Here is a 16,074-nt window from a genome sequence, read left to right on the forward strand (position 1 = left end):
TCCTTACACTCGACCAAGGGCAAAGCCCTTCGCCACATGGTTACGAACAAAGTAAATGACCAACATGCCAGGAATAATAGTGAGCACACCGGCGGCGGCGAGCAGCCCCCAGTCCATCCCCGAGGCGGAGACTGTTCGGGTCATGATGGCAGCGATCGGTTTGGCCTCGACCGAGGTTAAGGTGCGCGCCAATAGCAATTCGACCCAAGAAAACATAAAACAGAAAAACGCAGTAACCCCTATGCCTGAACGTATTAAAGGAATAAAAATACGCACAAAGAACTTCGGAAAGGTGTAGCCATCAATATAGGCGGTTTCGTCTATTTCGCGAGGAACGCCACTCATAAAGCCTTCTAAAATCCAGACCGCCAATGGCACGTTAAACAAACAGTGAGCCAAGGCCACCGCAATGTGAGTATCAAATAACCCCACAGAGGAATAGAGCTGGAAGAAAGGCAATAAGAACACCGCAGGTGGCGCCATACGGTTCGACAATAACCAGAAGAACATGTGCTTATCACCAACAAAGCGATAACGGCTGAAGGCGTAGGCGGCTGGTAAGGCGACCAACAAGCTGATGACCATGTTCATCACCACGTACAAAGTGGAATTGATGTACCCCATGTACCAAGTGGGATCACCAAAGATCTTCGCGTAGTTATCCAAGGTGAAATGCTCAGGGAAGAAAGACAAGCCACTGAGGATCTCGGTATTGGTTTTAAAGGACATGTTGATTAGCCAATAAATAGGTAATAACAACAGGACTAAATAAATCACCATGCCTAGGCGGCTACGGCGCGTCGCATTGCGGGCTTTACGCTCCGCACGGCTGTAAACCGGCGCTTGAACCGTCTCGGCGGTGCCGTACGTTTTTGCCGCGGACGATTTGTTGGTGTGTGTCGTAGATGATTGCGTCATGATCCGCTCCTACTTGTCTTTTTGCATGTTCATGATGGTGGTGTAGAACACCCAACACACCAACAAGATGATAAGGAAATACACCAAAGAGAACGCCGCCGCAGGACCTAGGTCAAATTGGCCGATGGCTTGCTGTACTAAGGCTTGGCTTAAGAAGGTCGTCGAGCTACCTGGGCCGCCACCAGTGAGTACAAACGGTTCGGTGTAGATCATAAAAGAGTCCATAAAGCGCAATAACACACCAATAATCAGTACGTTGGTGAGCTTCGGCAGTTGGATATAACGGAACACTGCCCAGCGTGACGCTTGATCGATGCGCGCCGCTTGATAATAGACTTCAGGGATCGCCCGTAAACCGGAATAGCACAACAAGGCGACCAGTGGTGTCCAATGCCAAACGTCCATTAAAACCACGGTAGACCAGGCATCAACTGGGTCTGATGCGTAGTTATAGTCAACGCCGATAGCGCCCATGAAAGCACCGAACAAACCTATGTCTTCGCGTCCAAAAATTTGCCAAATAGTACCGACCACGTTCCAAGGAATCAGCAGAGGGATCGCCACTAAGATTAAGCACAAAGAGGCGCTTTTTCCTTTGGTTGGCATCATCAATGCGACACCGATTCCGAGTGGAATTTCGATCAGCAAAATAGTGAAAGAGAACAAGAACTGGCGGATCAAGGCATCGTGCAGACGACTGTCTAGCATCACTTGCTTGAACCATTCTGCGCCCACAAAATAGCTGGTGTTTTGGTCAAAAATATCTTGTACCGAATAATTCACCACCGTCATCAAAGGGATGATGGCGGAAAAGGCCACAATGATAAAAACCGGTAAAACAAGGAACCACGCCTTGTTGTTTTCGACTTTAGTTTGCATCTTCTACCTCCTGGGTTGCCGAGGTAGCCATAGGCGTACTGGCTTCCACCAAATACTCATTCACATACACCTTGGTCCACTGTTCTGGGAAACTCACAAAGATCTGCCCAGACGGCACTTTTTGGTCTTCACTCAGACGAGCTTTCATCATCTGACCGTTAAACAGGAATGAGAGGATCTTGTAGGTGCCTAGATCTTCTACATAATCGACCTCTACCTGATAGGCGTCGTCGTTTTTGCCATCCCAAACGTGAACAAACTCCGGACGGATGCCCAGTCGTAGTTTGGTCGCCGCCATGTTTTTTAAGGTTGTTAGTACGTCACTTCGAATCGCTATTTCATGTTCGCCAAACATCACCCGTGTGTGGCCTTGGTGGTCAGTTTGCAGTTCGGCGTCAAAAAAGTTCATGCCTGGGCTGCCAATGAAATACCCAACAAAGGTATGCGCTGGGTTTTCAAACAGCTCTCGTGGGGTGCCAAATTGGACGATTTGCCCGTTGTACATCACCGCAATTTTATCGGCGAAAGTGGAAGCTTCTAATTGGTCATGGGTGACATACACCATGGTGATATTGAATTGCTCATGGATTTGCTTGAGCTTGCGGCGCAATTTCCATTTTAATTGTGGGTCGATCACGGTTAATGGTTCGTCGAATAAAATCGCCGATACGTCATCGCGAACCAAGCCACGTCCCATGGAGACTTTTTGTTTTTGGTCTGCTGACAGCCCTTTCGCTTTGCGTTTGAGTTGATCAGACAGTTCTAAAATCTCAGCGACCTCATGAACTTTCGAGGTGACCTTATGGGCTGGCACGCCAATATTGCGCAATGGAAACGCCAGATTGTCGAACACCGTCATGGTGTCGTACACCACAGGGAATTGGAAAACCTGAGCAATGTTGCGTTCTTCTGGTTTCAGCTCATTGACGCGTTTTCCATCGAATAAGACTTCGCCATCAGACGGTTCCAGCAAGCCGGAAATAATATTGAGCAGGGTGGACTTACCACAACCAGAAGGGCCGAGCAGGGCAAACGCGCCGCCTTGTTCCCAGACGTGAGACATCTCGCGGATGGCGTAGTCTTCGGCTTTACTTGGGTTCTCACTGTAGCTGTGAGCGAGTGCATTGAGTGTGATTTCAGCCATGATCTTAATCCCTCATTCGCGCTGGTGAATGCACCATCTTGCCTTGGCTATCGAAGGCATAGAGTTTGTGCGTGGGGAAGTACACCTTGATGTCTTGATCGACTTGATACTCATGCACGCCAGACAAATGGAGCACTAGATCAAAGTGTGGGTTGTGGACGTGTAAGAAGGTTTCGGAGCCACTGATCTCGGCGAGGTCTACTTTGACGGGCAGTTCTAAATCATCGTCAGAGTGTGGGACCAAGCCAATGTGTGAGGCGCGCACACCAAATTGATATTGTCCGGGTGTCAGTTGGCGCAAATCACTGTTGAGTTGGAAATGAACCGTTTCATCAAAGGTGACTTCGTTTTCACTGACACGCCCAGGGACGACATTGATCGGTGGTTCGGAGAACATCTCAGCGGTGATAATGTCTTTTGGCTGATGGTAAACCTCGGCGGTTGGCCCCATTTGGAGCAACTTGCCTTCGTGCATGACCGCGGTGTTACCACCAAGGGCTAAGGCTTCATTCGGTTCGGTGGTGGCGTAGACAGCAATGCAATTACGCGCTTTAAACAGCGCTCTGAGTTCTTGGCGCAACTCTTCGCGTAATTTGTAATCAAGGTTAACAAGGGGTTCATCAAATAAAATGATTTGTGAGTCTTTGACCAGTGCGCGCGCCATGGCAGTACGTTGTTGTTGACCACCGGAAAGTTGCAGAGGCAAGCGATCTAAGAATTCGTCAATGCGCAGCATTTCTGCGGTTTCTCGAACCCGTTTGTCGATTTCAGCCTTGTCTATTTTGGCGAGTCGTAGTGGTGACGCTATGTTTTCGTAGACAGAGAGGTTTGGGTAATTGATGAATTGCTGATAGACCATGGAGATATTGCGTTCGCGCACCGCCATACCGGTCACGTCGACGCCATTCATCAGAATTTTTCCTGTGCTGGGTCTATCCAGACCCGCCATCAATCGCATCAGCGTTGTCTTACCTGACAGTGTTCGGCCAAGCAGAACGTTGAAGGAGCCTGGCTCAAGCGTCAAGTCGACGTTCTCGATCCAAGTTTCACCGTCAACAACGCGAGACACATTTTGCAGCGTCAAAGACATTGTGTGTACCCTTTTTTGTTATTGTTGTTTGTTGTGCTTTTTTGGTTATTGCTTGTGATGACACAATCTTGGCGGTGTTGAAAAGGCACCGAGTTCAACCTGTTCATGATAGAGAGACTGAACAGGTGCAAAATCGAACATCACATTGTCTATATACGCTTACAAATCCCATGCCATGATTTTTTATAGGTCTTGTTAAATTTCTATCTTATTGAAATTACTATTCTTTTTATAACATGTTCGGAAAAGATCAAGGTGTTCTGTTGCGAAAAAGAACTGTTCACAGGTGTTCAAAGTGTTTACAGTAGGTAAAAATAATGAACACTTAATGCACATTGTCGTTATCTTAAAACGCTCATTTTGTACTAGAAAAAGTGTCAATATCGACAATCAAGTAAGGCGTCAGCGCCTTGCTCGAATGCTTTGGAGCCAGAAATGGACAACAAGGAACAACAAGAAAAGCAGCCAGATAGTGTCTTGGATGACACGGCTTTAAATCAGATTGCTGGCCAAAAACAAGACCATAAAGAGCGGATACAGGACTCTTGGTATCGTTGTGAGCAATTCGGTTTGGATCACAGCAGTCGGCCTGATTTTGCGACCCTGCCAAAGGGGACGTTGAACGACCTGATGGATCAGCATCGTAGCTTGTTGGAAACCACAGAAAATGAAGTATTGCCTTATTACGAGAATATTTTAAGTAATTCGGCTTGTATGATTGTGCTCGCAGATCGCCAAGGTCATGTGCTTAATACATGGGGGCAGCCACGCTTTGGTCGGGCTTCGGCGCATGGCTTAATCGGTGGAAATCAATGGACCGAAATGCGAGTAGGCACCAATGCGATAGGCACAGCACTGATTACCGGTGAAGCCATTCAGGTCGGACGAGATGAGCATTTTCTTCGTGCTAACCGATTTATGGTGGGGTCTGCTTCGCCGATTTATAACACCAAAAACGATCTAGTGGGCGTGCTGGATATTTCTTCAGACGCGTACCTTCCTCAAGATCATACCTTTGGCATGGTCAAACTCATGTCTCTTAGTGTGGAAAATAGACTGATATTTTCTGCGTTTCAGCAAGACCATTTTATTTTGACCTTTAACACCAATGTGGTCAGTTTAGACAGTCATTGGTCTGGTATTTTGGTATTGGATGAAAGCGGTACCGTGGTATCGGCGAACCGTCGAGCTGAAGTGGTATTGGCAAGAGATTTGGCGCTGTTAAATATCAATCAGATATTTGACATAGAGATGCGCGAGGTTCGACATCATCCCCCTAGTATGCCGATTAAATTGCGTTCATTAGGACGTTATCAGTTTTATGTCAAAGTGATTCCTCCTGTGCAACAGGTTATGAGAGTTCCGGACTTTCGACAACGTGCGGACTATGTATCACCGTCTAACTCATTGAAAGAAAAGCCTCAGGAACCCGTCATGGCAAAGCAATCGATTCCTGATAATGTGATTCCCTTAGACGAATTGCAGCATGGTGATGAGCATGTTGAACGCTTGGTTCGACAAGCGCATAAGATCATGGAAAAAGACATTCCCATTTTGATTCATGGGGAAACCGGCGCAGGAAAAGAAATTTTTGTACGCAGTTTGCATTATCACAGTTCTCGAGCGAGTAGCATGCTGGTGGCCGTAAATTGTGCTGCCATTCCTTCAGAATTGGTTGAGTCTGAACTATTTGGTTATGAAAAAGGCGCCTTTACAGGAGCGCAGAATAAAGGTTCTATCGGGCTCATTCGACGGGCCCATGGTGGCACTTTATTCTTGGATGAAATTGGTGAAATGCCAATGCCTGTTCAATCCAGATTGTTGCGTGTGCTACAAGAGCGAGTGGTTACGCCACTGGGTTCTACAGAAACCTATCCGGTGGACATTAAGCTTATTTCAGCGACCAACCGAGCCTTAAAAAAAGAAGTCGATGAAGGGCGCTTTCGACAGGATTTGTACTATCGGATTTCGGGGTTAAACATCGAATTACCGCCTTTGCGTCAGCGTCAAGACAAGGCTCAGCTGATCCAATATCTGCATAATCGTTTGCGGCAAGAGGAGCCAGGTCCTGAGTTGTCGGCTGAGATGTTGGCGTTATTAGTGCAACACCCTTGGCCTGGCAATATGCGTCAACTCGTCCATGTACTGAAAGTCGGCATGGCGATGGCCGACGAAGACGTGCTGGAAGAGTGGCATTTGCCGGATGATTTTTTTGAGGATTTAAACGAAGGCAATCTAGACTCGAGCAAATCACACGATGCGCCAGATGATAGGCATGAGCCATTAGAAATCTTGATCCCTCGATTGTTAAACGAATATAAAGGGAATGTGTCTCAAACCGCAAAAGTCGCAGGCGTTAGCCGCAATACCGTGTATAAATACGGTAAACTAAGGTAATGTCGTTCGCTTTGTATCATCTGGTTAGGAGTGGGTTTTATTATGAAATATAAACTGTTGATGGGGATTGTGTTGACGATCTTTTTGTCAGCTTGTAGTCACCAAACAGTACGTACTGATCAGGTGAGTTTGCCTTTATTAAAAGGCTGGCACGATGGTGAAACCGTCTTTTATATTACGACTGACGTGTCTGATCGTGCGATTGCAAAAGCCAAGAACGCGAACTATGCGCCGAGATTAACCGATGCGGTGCCTCAGTATCCAAAACCACCACGAGTCAAAACCGCCCTAGAGCGAGTTTATGCTTTTCCAAATGGGGAGCAAGGTCGTAGTGTGTTTGCCTCAGTGCCCGCGCCGTTAGGCTACCAAAGTAATGACTCGCATTATTCACCATTGTGGTTAATGTATGTGGTCACGTGGAAAACACCCTCTCTTGCCCATGAATTAACCTCGGAAGAAGCCATTTTCGATGCAGAAGATAAAGGCTTGGTGACCATTACTCGGACCAATGTGGTACTCAATTGTCCTGTGGTTGCCGCGCCAAAATAAGTGGAAATATACGGCTATCAGGCGGCATTATTGCGGCCGATAGCGCTCTCCCCAAGCGATTAAAAACTGGCTAAAACGCGCCAAACGCCCAGGTAAATATTTTTGTTTATGCCAGACGAGATGCAATTGGCGGGGGAAGGTGTGGTCGATTTCCAGTATGCATATCTTGCCTGTTTCTAGCTTGTCTTTGGCCGCCAAATTGGACATGAAGCTGATCCCTAACCCTTTTTCAACCGCTAACAAAACGGATTCTATACTGCTCAATTCCAGCGATGAGTGTTGGTTATCGTCAAGAGAAGGACGAATCCAACGCTCGAATTGTTGCCGGCTGCCTGACGCGGGCTCTCGTAATACCCACATTTCTTGATTGAGCTCGTTTAATGTTAAGGGAGCTTTGTGCAACAGAGGATGGTCTGTTGCGCATATGATGACCATGTGGTCTTGAATCCAAGGGGTGGTTTGCAACTCTGGGCGGGATGGCTGGCCCTCAATCAAAGCCAAGTCGAGGTCAAAATTAAGCAGCATTTGGCAAAGTGTGTCACTGCTGGTGATGGTCACCTTGGTTTCTTGGTGCTGCAGAACGCCTTGTTCTGCGAGCAGTGACGGCAGCAAGTAATTGCCTATGGTCTGGCTGGCGCCAACACGTAATTCTCCCAAGTTATCGGCGTTTTTCCCAAATTTTAGTTCTATATCCGCAGCTCTTTCTATTAATTCATCCGCCATCGGCAGTAGTTGTTTACCCTGCTGATTCAGTTTTAACCGGGGATGAACTCGATCAAAAAGCGCGGTGTCTAAATGGCTTTCAAGTTGTTGTAGTGACTGAGACACTGCGCCTTTGCTAAGGCACAGAATCTCCGCGGCACTCGTTAGATTGCCGTGACGAGCGATGGCAGTAAAGACTCGGATTTGTTGCAGTGTGATTTTCATAAAGGTTAGAAAGCCCAAACAGTGTCGTCAAAATAATAGCCTCGTCGCAGTGTTGTCGTCATCCTCCTTTTTATTGCGAGTAGGCTTCTATCAAAGGCTAGCCCGTTGATTATGGGTGGTTAGTTGGCCTGAGGGCGAGCATTAGGTTCGGATGTTTCTCTAATATTCTTTGTTCCCACGAAGGGTGCTCGCCGTATTTTCTTTGTAGAAAATTCACAAAGATGCGCACTTTCATTGGCACGAATGATGAGCGTCGGTAGTACGCAGAGAGTTGGGAACTTTGTACTTTCAGGTCAGGTAATACTGGCACCAATTGTTCCGATTGCAGCTCATTTTCGATAAAAAAGGCTGGCATCATTGCCATGTGCTCACCCTTCAATACAGCGGCTCGCAACATCCAAATGGTGTTGGTCAAGATATCGGGGTTGACGGCCACTTCCAATGGGTGTTCTTGGTCCGTAAAACGGATAATGCAATCTGGGTCGATATGATTGTTATGGGCAAAACGATGCGATTTAAGGTCATCAGGGCGCTCGGGTGAGCCGTTTTTCATGAGGTAATCTGGTGTCGCCACAATCAATCGACGCAAGGGTAATATGTCGACTTTTTCTAGAATGTTGCCGGCGCTTCCTGGGGCTTGCAGACACACATCATAACCCTCTTGTACTGGGTCACAGAAGTGGTCATTTTGTTGCAACTCAATTTTGAGATCGGGGTGCTCTTGTTGAAACTCACAAAGATCATCGGCTAAGTAAGAGGCGCTAAACGATGAAATACAGCTGACTCTAAAATTCCCCGTCAGTCCCCATTCTACTGAGCTTACAGCCGCTTTGGCATTGTCTAACTCGGCCAGTAAATGGACGCTTCTTTCGTAAAAATCGGAGCCGCCATCGGTCACTGTCAGACGCCTTGTCGAACGTAACAGAAGCTGTAACTCAAGGTGCTCTTCGAGTTGGTTTATGCGTTTAGTAACGACTGATTTTACCGTGCCTATTTGGCGTGCGGCTTCGGTAAAACTGCCGACTTCGACGACCTTTACAAAGGCCCGAATACACTCCAACTCATTCATAACTTGGCTGATATTGTAGGCATAATACGAACATAGTGATCTCTTTTTATTATATTGTTAGCTCGTTGGCTTTTAATTATCTTAACTGAGTGTTTACAGAATGGGTATCCCTGATAAGCAAGTATCGACGCAACGTTTATGCAAGTCAGGCCTTGATGTGAGCAGAGAAATATCAATCGAGTGAGTCATAAAGTCAAACTCACCGGTCGTTATCTAACCTACTAACAAGCAAACGAATGTGAGAATAAGTCCCCAAGTGGTGAGTGATCGCTCATACGCTACGGCTTTGTTGCGCCTCGTTTCGGAGAAAAATAATGAAAAGATTAGCAGGTAAAGTCGCCGTTATTACGGGTGGCTCTCAGGGAATTGGCGCCGTATTTGCCAAAGGCATGGCAGCGGAAGGTGCTCAGGTTGTGATCGCGGCTCGGTCCGATTGTTCGCAATTAGTGAGTGAAATCCGCGCCGCTGGAGGAAAGGCCATTAGCTGCCAAGTGGATGTGACGGACAACGCGTCGTTGCAGGCGATGGTAAAACAAACAGAAGCAGAATTTGGTCCTATAGAAATTCTTGTCAACAATGCCGCGCTTTTCTCCGCACTGACTCTCAAACCCTTTACCGAAATTGATGAAGACGAATGGGATCAAGTGATGAGGGTGAATGTGCGTGGTCCTTTCCAAGCCACAAAAGCGGTGCTACCGAGCATGCGCCTTAATGGCCGAGGCAAAATCATTAACATTTCGTCTGGCACTTTTTTAAGAGGGGCGCCAATGTTTTGCCACTATGTTTCTTCCAAAGGGGCTGTGGTTGGGCAAACCCGAGCGATTGCGACCGAGGTAGGCAAAGACAACATTCAAGTGAACTGCATTGTCGTTGGTCTGACGGAAAGTGAAGGGGTGGTAAACCATAAGCAGCTATTGGGCGCCGCCAAAGAAGGCACGCTGGCCGCTCGTATTATTAAGCGCGCAATGGTCCCTGATGATTTGCTTGGCACATTGTATTTCCTGAGCAGCGAAGACAGCGATTTTATGACAGGGCAATGTGTAAATGTAGATGGTGGTGCTCTTAATCATTGATAGGTAAGGCTTTTTCATTGTTTGCGAAACGCGAACAGACTGAGCACTTTTGCCTGTATTGTGAGAGAAAAGAGTTTTACCTATATTGAATGTGCGGCTTAGGAATGGATGTTTTTTGTGCGAAAGGCAGGTGCTTGATAGAACCTGTCCTTGTCTAGCCAGAACAAGCTGCAGAACATGAAAGTCATTGAAATATAAGAAAAAGTGGACTTTCAAAATGTATCTATGGGCTGAGGAGGCACACATGGAAAACGAAAGAATAGACGCTGTTGTTAATAAGTATCAGGACATCCCAATACAAAAATTCGGTGAAGGGATCGATCTGCGTCGACTTAATATGAAAACCGTCGCCATGACATGGGTTGAAATGAAAGAAGGTAACGCTTCGCCATTGCATCGCCATGAAGATGAGCAAACGGTTGCTGTGATTAGTGGCCGCTTGCGCTCCCGAAGTGGACCGCAAGGCGAAGAAGTCTATTGCGAGATGGGACCGGGCGATATTTTGACCGTTCCTTCTAATGTGATTCATCAGGTAGAAGCTTTAGAAGATTCGGTTTTTTGTGAAGCGTTCGGGCCGGGTCCAAACTTAGAAAAAGGGATCCAGACCGTTTATATGCGCAAGCAACAAAAAGCAGCAGAGAAGGCGAAAGCTGAAAAATAGCAGCCCCTATGTGTAACACGGAGGCGAACAACGCCTCCGTATCTGATGAATTTATGATTATCGCGGAGAACTAACATGGCGACCATTACCTATATCGAACATTCTGGTGCAGAGCATCAAATCCAAGTAGAAGACGGCAAAACGATTATGCAGGGTGCCGTTGATAATTTAATCGACGGGATTCTTGGTGATTGTGGTGGTTGCTGTAATTGCGCAACCTGTCATGTCATTGTTGACGATGCTTGGTTTACTAAAACAGGTGGCCCGAGTGAACAAGAAAGTGAGCTGCTAGAAGGGGTGCCTGAGCCAATGCCCACAAGCCGTTTAGGCTGCCAAATTACGGTATCTGATGACTTAGATGGCTTAGTGGTTCGATTACCTGAAGAGCAGTTTTAATATGGAATCAGCAACTTGCATTATTATCGGGGCCAGTCATGCTGCGGCACAGCTTGCTCCTAGCTTAAGACAACAAGGCTGGGAGGGGAGGATCATCATGATCGGGGACGAAACGCATTTGCCTTACCATCGTCCCCCATTATCAAAGACGTTTCTCTCAGGCGAGCAAGATGTTGAAAGTATGCTGATTCGTCCTTTTTCGGTTTATGAGAAATTCGACATAGAATGCCGATTAGGGGAGCGAGTCGAGAGCATAGATCGCTCGAATAAAACCCTAACACTGACAAATGGCGAGTGCCTGCCGTATTCGAAATTGGCCTTTTGCACTGGCGCACGACCACGCCTTGTGAACTTACCGAGTGTCGAATTAAAAGGCATTCACTATTTAAGAAACATTGCCGACGTAGAGAACATTAAAAGCCGTGTTGTTGCAGGCAATAACGCGGTGATTGTTGGCGGTGGTTATATTGGGTTAGAAACGGCCGCGATGCTGAAAACGCAAGGCATGAATGTGACCGTTGTAGAAATGGCACCTCGTGTATTAGCACGGGTGACGGCCCCTGAATTGTCGGCATTTTATACTCGTCTGCATCGCGAAGAAGGCGTTGTGATTAAAACGATGGTCAGCGTGGCTGGGTTTGAAGGAAGCAAGGGCGTTGTTAAGCGCGTAGTGTGTGCTGACGGCGAGAAATTACCTGCCGATCTCGTGGTGATAGGGGTTGGTGTGGTGCCAAACTCTGAGCTAGCACAAGCGGCCGGTTTGGTGGTGGACAATGGCTTGGTGGTGGATCAATTCGCCCAAACCTCAGACCCAGATATTGTGGCGGCGGGGGACGTGACTCGCCACCCTAATTTGATCTACGGTCATTCTTTACGCTTGGAGTCGGTTCCTAATGCGACTGAGCAAGCCAAATCTGCGGCGGCAAGTTTGTGTGGCAAAGAGGTGGCCTACAATACCCTACCGTGGTTTTGGTCAGATCAATACAAGGTGAAATTGCAGATAGCGGGATTGAGCCAAGGGCACGATCAGGTGGTTATTCGTGGGGACCATAAGTCGAGCCGAAGCTTTGCGGTTTTTTATCTGCGTGCCGGTCAGTTGATTTGCGCAGATTGTATTAACAGACCAAAAGAATTCATGATCTGTAAACGACTCATTACTCAAGGTAAGACAGTAGACCCAGAACGCTTGGCAGATGAAAGCATTGAGCCAAGAGACTTCTAGAGAAAGCGGATTTTCCTCTAAGACTCAATAAGAGACGCACCTCCTGACGGCATGAGATCATCCATTGGATGGCTCATGCCTGCGTTTCTATTCATAACGCCAACACCGCCATAATAGAACCGACACCTAAGCGTGTCCCGAGACGTTAATAATGTTTAAAGTGACTCGTCAAATAGCGCCTTTCATTCCCACTTCAATGGCTGGGCTTGCCTTGGGGATTGCGAGTTTAGGACGGGGTTGGAGCTACCTGCAGGTCGGTACTTCTGTGCTTCAATATGTGTCTGCGATCGTTGCCTCATTGTTATTATTGCTTGTGCTTAGCAAATTTATTTTACAGCCAAAACTACTGAATCAAGACTTACGTCATCCTATTCTAGGCAGCACAGCTCCTACCTTTGCCATGGCTCTCATGGTGATTAGTATTTCTCTCAACAACCTACTGCCAGCCGCAGGCGTGGCCTTGTGGTGGTTTGCGCTTATCTTGCATGGCCTATTATTGACGACTTTTATTTATCATAGAGTGAAGCGCTTTAGAATGACGGACATGCTACCCAGCTGCTTTGTTCCTTTTGCGGGTATTGGTGTGGCCGCGATCAGCTTTCCTGCTGCGCGTTTTCAGCCATTTGCAGAAGGGGTTTTGTGGTTCGGTATTCTCTGCTACCTACTGCTGGTACCTGTGATCATTTATCGTTTAGTGTACTGCGATGCATTGCCGGAGCATGCCAAACCGACTTTAGCGGTATTGGCGGCACCAGCCAGTGTGTGTTTAACCGGCTATTTAACCGTGGTGAGTGCCCCGTCTCAGTATGTCGTTGTGTTGTTATTGGCGATGGCATTAATCAAAACTGGCGTGGTGTATGGTTTTTCATTGCGCCTAGTTCGTTTGCCATTTAGTCCAGGCTATGCCTCCTTTACGTTTCCTTTGGCCATCGGGGCAACGGCGTTGTTTAAAGTCCAGGAGCAATGTATTGCATGGCAAAGTAGCGAGCTTTTGATCGCTTTATTAGGGGCGCTGGGCATGCTTGAACTCTTGATCGCAAGCTTAGTCATTGTCTATGTGAGCTGCCGTTATCTGCATTATTATCTCTTTGCTTTACAGCGTGAATTGACCTTTGCCTGATATAGTTCGTTGGGCTACTCTTTAGTTATCAGTAGGATAAATAGGAGGATGTTATGACCGCACACAAGTTAAGTGAACTTGGTGTTTCAAATGCACTTAAGTCGTTAAACAGCGAAACAGTTTCTCCTTGGGTTATCGAAGACGGCAAACTAACAAAACTCTTTCAATTCAAAGACTTCCAGCACGCTTTTGGTTTTATGACGATGAGTGCTTTATATGTCGAAAAGAAGAACCATCACCCAGAATGGTCTAATACCTACAATAAGGTCAAAGTGCAATTGATCACTCATGACGTGGGTGGGGTGTCTGAAAAAGACTTTGATTTAGCGAAGCGAATGGACCGCTTTGCAGGGTAAAGGCATAGGGCACAGAGAATACCATTAAGCGGCGAAGGTGTGCCTTTGCCGCCGCTGTTTATAGTAACGGGTTTTCTATTAGGATATTGCAACTAACCCAACTTTCAGGCCAAAAGGCTGAAAGACCTTATTCACCACATCCGCGCTGTAGTTGCCCTTATTATTCTCATTTTCTGACAAGGTTTTTCGCGACACGCCAACAAGCTGTGCGTAGTCCTCTTGTTTTAGTCCAAGCACTCGAATGCGCAGCATTTTTAGCGCTTCTCCTTGAGATAAATCGCCGTCCATCATGCGGTTGATGATGTCTTTCATGACTTTTCGCTTCTCTTGGTTATCAAGAGGTTGAGAATTCTTCGATGCTCGATTTTGCATAGCGTCATCTTGCTTGGCCGTCTTAGCATTTTCCTGTTGCTCGGCATCGGCTATTTTTAGCGCTAACTTTTGTTCTGCTTTTTTGGCTTTCTTCTGAGCCTTTTTTGCGGATTTACGTTTTATCTTATGTTCTTTAATAGGATAAATGCTTTCGATTTGACCTTTCATCTTCATTTCCATGATATTGGCCTCCACCTTTTGCTATTTTCAATACGAATCAATACGAGATAAATGTAATAATAGATCATTACTGTTTCATATTTGTGTCAATAAATAAAATTTACTGTGTCTTAAATGTAACGCAGAAGAAAGGTGAGAGACATGAATAAAAAGCAGCAACAAAAAAAAGCCTATTGAAAATGAATCAATAGGCTTTTGTTTAGGAGGGGGAAAGTAAACAGATTATGACGCGCTGAGATCCGCTTCAGCAGCAGCGAGCATGGTGAATTCTTCCTCAGGCGTTTTCGCAACCAAATGTTTTTTGCTATATAAGAAGTAGTAAGCGGCGCCAATGACGAACAATACGAGGGTATAGTTAAAGGCTCTAGGATCGTAAGCGTACACACCAGAAAGCGCGAGTAAAGACAGAATAAAAGCAATGGATGAGGTGAAGATACCACCAGGGGTTTTATACGGTCGAGGCATATTTGGTTGTTTGATTCTCAACAAAATATGGCTTAGTGCCATTAAGGCATAAGAGACGGTTGCACCGACAACCGCCATGGCGAGCATTAAGTCACCTTCACCTGTCAAAGAGGCCAGAAAACCCAAAATGCCAGGTACGATCAAAGCTCGTGCAGGCACTTTACGTTTATTCGTCACAGACAAACTTTGCGGAATATAGCCAGCACGGGATAAGGCAAACACCAAACGGCTGTAACCATAGATGATGGAGAAGAAAGAGGCGATCAAACCGGCAAGGCCAAGTACGTTTACGACGGTTCCTAATGTTTCATGGCCTGCGAAATTTAGCGCATCAACCAAGGGTACGGCACTTTTTCCCATGGCATCTGCCCCCGCGGCACCGGCGAGTAAGAAGACAACCAATAAGGCCGTGAACAATAAGAAAATCATTGCACCAATAATGCCTTTAGGTACGTCTTTAGCTGGGTCTTTAGCTTCTTCCGCCGCTAATGGAACACCTTCTACCGCTAAGAACAACCACATACCAAATGGCAGCGCAGCCCAAACACCGTACCAACCCATTGGTAAAAATTCTGTTGCGCCAGCGGCGTCACTAACCGCCACATCAAATAAACGGCTGGTATCAAAGTCGCCTATTAATGCGACCGCTGTCGCGAGAATCGCAATGACAGCCAAACCACTGATAACCATCATGACTTTTAACGCTTCACCCGCGCCAGCTAAATGGATACCGATAAAAACAAGATAAAATGCGGCGTAGACCCAAGGGCCGTTAAACCCAAGTAACGCTTCTACCGCAGAGCCAATAAAAATCACAATGGCCGCAGGCGCCAGAGCATACTCAATAAGCACAGCTAAGCCAGTTAAGAAGCCACCGGTGGGCCCCATCGCTTGACGCGCAAAACTATAACCGCCACCAGCGGCTGGTATGGCCGCAGACATTTCTGCTAGGGATAAAACCAAGGTGAAATACATGACGGCCATGAGTAAGGCTGCAATAGCAAAACCACCCCATCCGGCTTCAGCAATCCCAAAGTTCCAACCCGCAAAATCGCCGGAAATAACGTATGAGACGCCTAAGCCCGCGAGCAAAATCCAGCCTGCTGAGCCTCGTTTTAGCTGGCGTTTTGCCAAGTACTCTTTATCTAGTTGTTCAGACATAAGTGTTCCTTTATTTCAGAATGTTAAAAGTCATTTGTGATTTTCTAACGCTGTACGCGTTTATTTTTTTAGGTATTTTTGAGCATGTAGAACGC

16 protein-coding genes are annotated in these 16,074 nt (G+C 46.7%); 8 read left to right on the forward strand and 8 right to left on the reverse strand.

The features are described from left to right. Nucleotides 1-3: 3 nt before the first annotated feature. From E0D71_RS06075 to E0D71_RS06090, 4 genes are all read right to left on the reverse strand, one after another. Nucleotides 4-780, reverse strand: coding sequence for a carbohydrate ABC transporter permease (locus tag E0D71_RS06075; RefSeq protein ID WP_133002763.1), 777 nt, complete (start codon nt 778-780; stop codon nt 4-6). Between the two features lie 147 nt (nt 781-927). Then, the gene (locus E0D71_RS06080) at nt 928-1,797 is read right to left on the reverse strand and encodes a sugar ABC transporter permease (protein WP_133002424.1); all 870 of its coding nucleotides are present in this window, start codon (nt 1,795-1,797) and stop codon (nt 928-930) included. After that, complete coding sequence (locus E0D71_RS06085; RefSeq protein ID WP_133002425.1) at nt 1,787-2,941, reverse strand: ABC transporter ATP-binding protein; 1,155 nt, start codon at nt 2,939-2,941, stop codon at nt 1,787-1,789. The genes E0D71_RS06080 and E0D71_RS06085 overlap by 11 nt, the downstream gene beginning before the upstream one ends. Nucleotides 2,942-2,945: 4 nt before the next feature. Next, nucleotides 2,946-4,031 carry an ABC transporter ATP-binding protein gene (locus E0D71_RS06090; RefSeq protein ID WP_133002426.1) on the reverse strand — a complete coding sequence of 362 codons (1,086 nt, stop codon included), beginning with the start codon at nt 4,029-4,031 and terminating at the stop codon, nt 2,946-2,948. Between the two features lie 435 nt (nt 4,032-4,466). Between E0D71_RS06090 and E0D71_RS06095 the strand changes: the two genes are divergently transcribed. Both E0D71_RS06095 and E0D71_RS06100 read left to right on the forward strand, forming a co-directional pair. Further along, nucleotides 4,467-6,428 carry a sigma-54-dependent Fis family transcriptional regulator gene (locus E0D71_RS06095; protein WP_133002427.1) on the forward strand — a complete coding sequence of 654 codons (1,962 nt, stop codon included), beginning with the start codon at nt 4,467-4,469 and terminating at the stop codon, nt 6,426-6,428. Between the two features lie 42 nt (nt 6,429-6,470). Then, the gene (locus tag E0D71_RS06100) at nt 6,471-6,977 is read left to right on the forward strand and encodes a hypothetical protein (protein ID WP_133002428.1); all 507 of its coding nucleotides are present in this window, start codon (nt 6,471-6,473) and stop codon (nt 6,975-6,977) included. A gap of 27 nt (nt 6,978-7,004) precedes the next feature. On the opposite strand, the gene E0D71_RS06105 is transcribed toward E0D71_RS06100, so the two are convergent. Together E0D71_RS06105 and E0D71_RS06110 are read right to left on the reverse strand one after the other, a co-directional pair. Further along, nucleotides 7,005-7,904 (reverse strand): LysR substrate-binding domain-containing protein, encoded by a 900-nt coding sequence (locus E0D71_RS06105; RefSeq protein ID WP_133002429.1) that lies wholly within the window; start codon nt 7,902-7,904, stop codon nt 7,005-7,007. A gap of 109 nt (nt 7,905-8,013) precedes the next feature. Then, the gene (locus tag E0D71_RS06110) at nt 8,014-8,973 is read right to left on the reverse strand and encodes a LysR family transcriptional regulator (RefSeq protein WP_133002430.1); all 960 of its coding nucleotides are present in this window, start codon (nt 8,971-8,973) and stop codon (nt 8,014-8,016) included. A gap of 314 nt (nt 8,974-9,287) precedes the next feature. On the opposite strand from E0D71_RS06110, the gene E0D71_RS06115 reads away from it, so the two are divergent. From E0D71_RS06115 to E0D71_RS06140, 6 genes are all read left to right on the forward strand, one after another. Then, the gene (locus E0D71_RS06115; RefSeq protein WP_133002431.1) at nt 9,288-10,046 is read left to right on the forward strand and encodes an SDR family NAD(P)-dependent oxidoreductase; all 759 of its coding nucleotides are present in this window, start codon (nt 9,288-9,290) and stop codon (nt 10,044-10,046) included. Between the two features lie 244 nt (nt 10,047-10,290). After that, nucleotides 10,291-10,707, forward strand: coding sequence for a cupin domain-containing protein (locus E0D71_RS06120; RefSeq protein ID WP_165942958.1), 417 nt, complete (start codon nt 10,291-10,293; stop codon nt 10,705-10,707). Nucleotides 10,708-10,782: 75 nt separating this feature from the next. Then, on the forward strand, nt 10,783-11,103 hold the full coding sequence (locus E0D71_RS06125) for a 2Fe-2S iron-sulfur cluster-binding protein (RefSeq protein WP_133002433.1): 321 nt from the start codon (nt 10,783-10,785) through the stop codon (nt 11,101-11,103). A gap of 1 nt (nt 11,104) precedes the next feature. Next, nucleotides 11,105-12,325 carry an FAD-dependent oxidoreductase gene (locus tag E0D71_RS06130; RefSeq protein WP_133002434.1) on the forward strand — a complete coding sequence of 407 codons (1,221 nt, stop codon included), beginning with the start codon at nt 11,105-11,107 and terminating at the stop codon, nt 12,323-12,325. Between the two features lie 151 nt (nt 12,326-12,476). Further along, nucleotides 12,477-13,445, forward strand: a complete 969-nt coding sequence (locus E0D71_RS06135; protein WP_133002435.1) for a TDT family transporter — start codon at nt 12,477-12,479, stop codon at nt 13,443-13,445. A 53-nt stretch (nt 13,446-13,498) separates the two neighbouring features. Then, complete coding sequence (locus E0D71_RS06140; protein ID WP_133002436.1) at nt 13,499-13,801, forward strand: 4a-hydroxytetrahydrobiopterin dehydratase; 303 nt, start codon at nt 13,499-13,501, stop codon at nt 13,799-13,801. Between the two features lie 78 nt (nt 13,802-13,879). Here the strand turns inward: E0D71_RS06140 and E0D71_RS17450 are convergent, their stop codons facing one another. Together E0D71_RS17450 and eat are read right to left on the reverse strand one after the other, a co-directional pair. Continuing rightward, a complete protein-coding gene (locus E0D71_RS17450; protein ID WP_207923340.1) occupies nt 13,880-14,341 on the reverse strand; it encodes a helix-turn-helix domain-containing protein in 462 nt (153 codons plus the stop codon). A 234-nt stretch (nt 14,342-14,575) separates the two neighbouring features. After that, nucleotides 14,576-15,979, reverse strand: coding sequence for an ethanolamine permease (gene eat, locus E0D71_RS06150; RefSeq protein ID WP_133002437.1), 1,404 nt, complete (start codon nt 15,977-15,979; stop codon nt 14,576-14,578). Nucleotides 15,980-16,074 lie beyond the last annotated feature (95 nt).

It is taken from the genome of Marinomonas sp. KMM3893 (genome assembly GCF_004352855.1).
GTDB lineage: Bacteria > Pseudomonadota > Gammaproteobacteria > Pseudomonadales > Marinomonadaceae > Marinomonas > Marinomonas arenicola.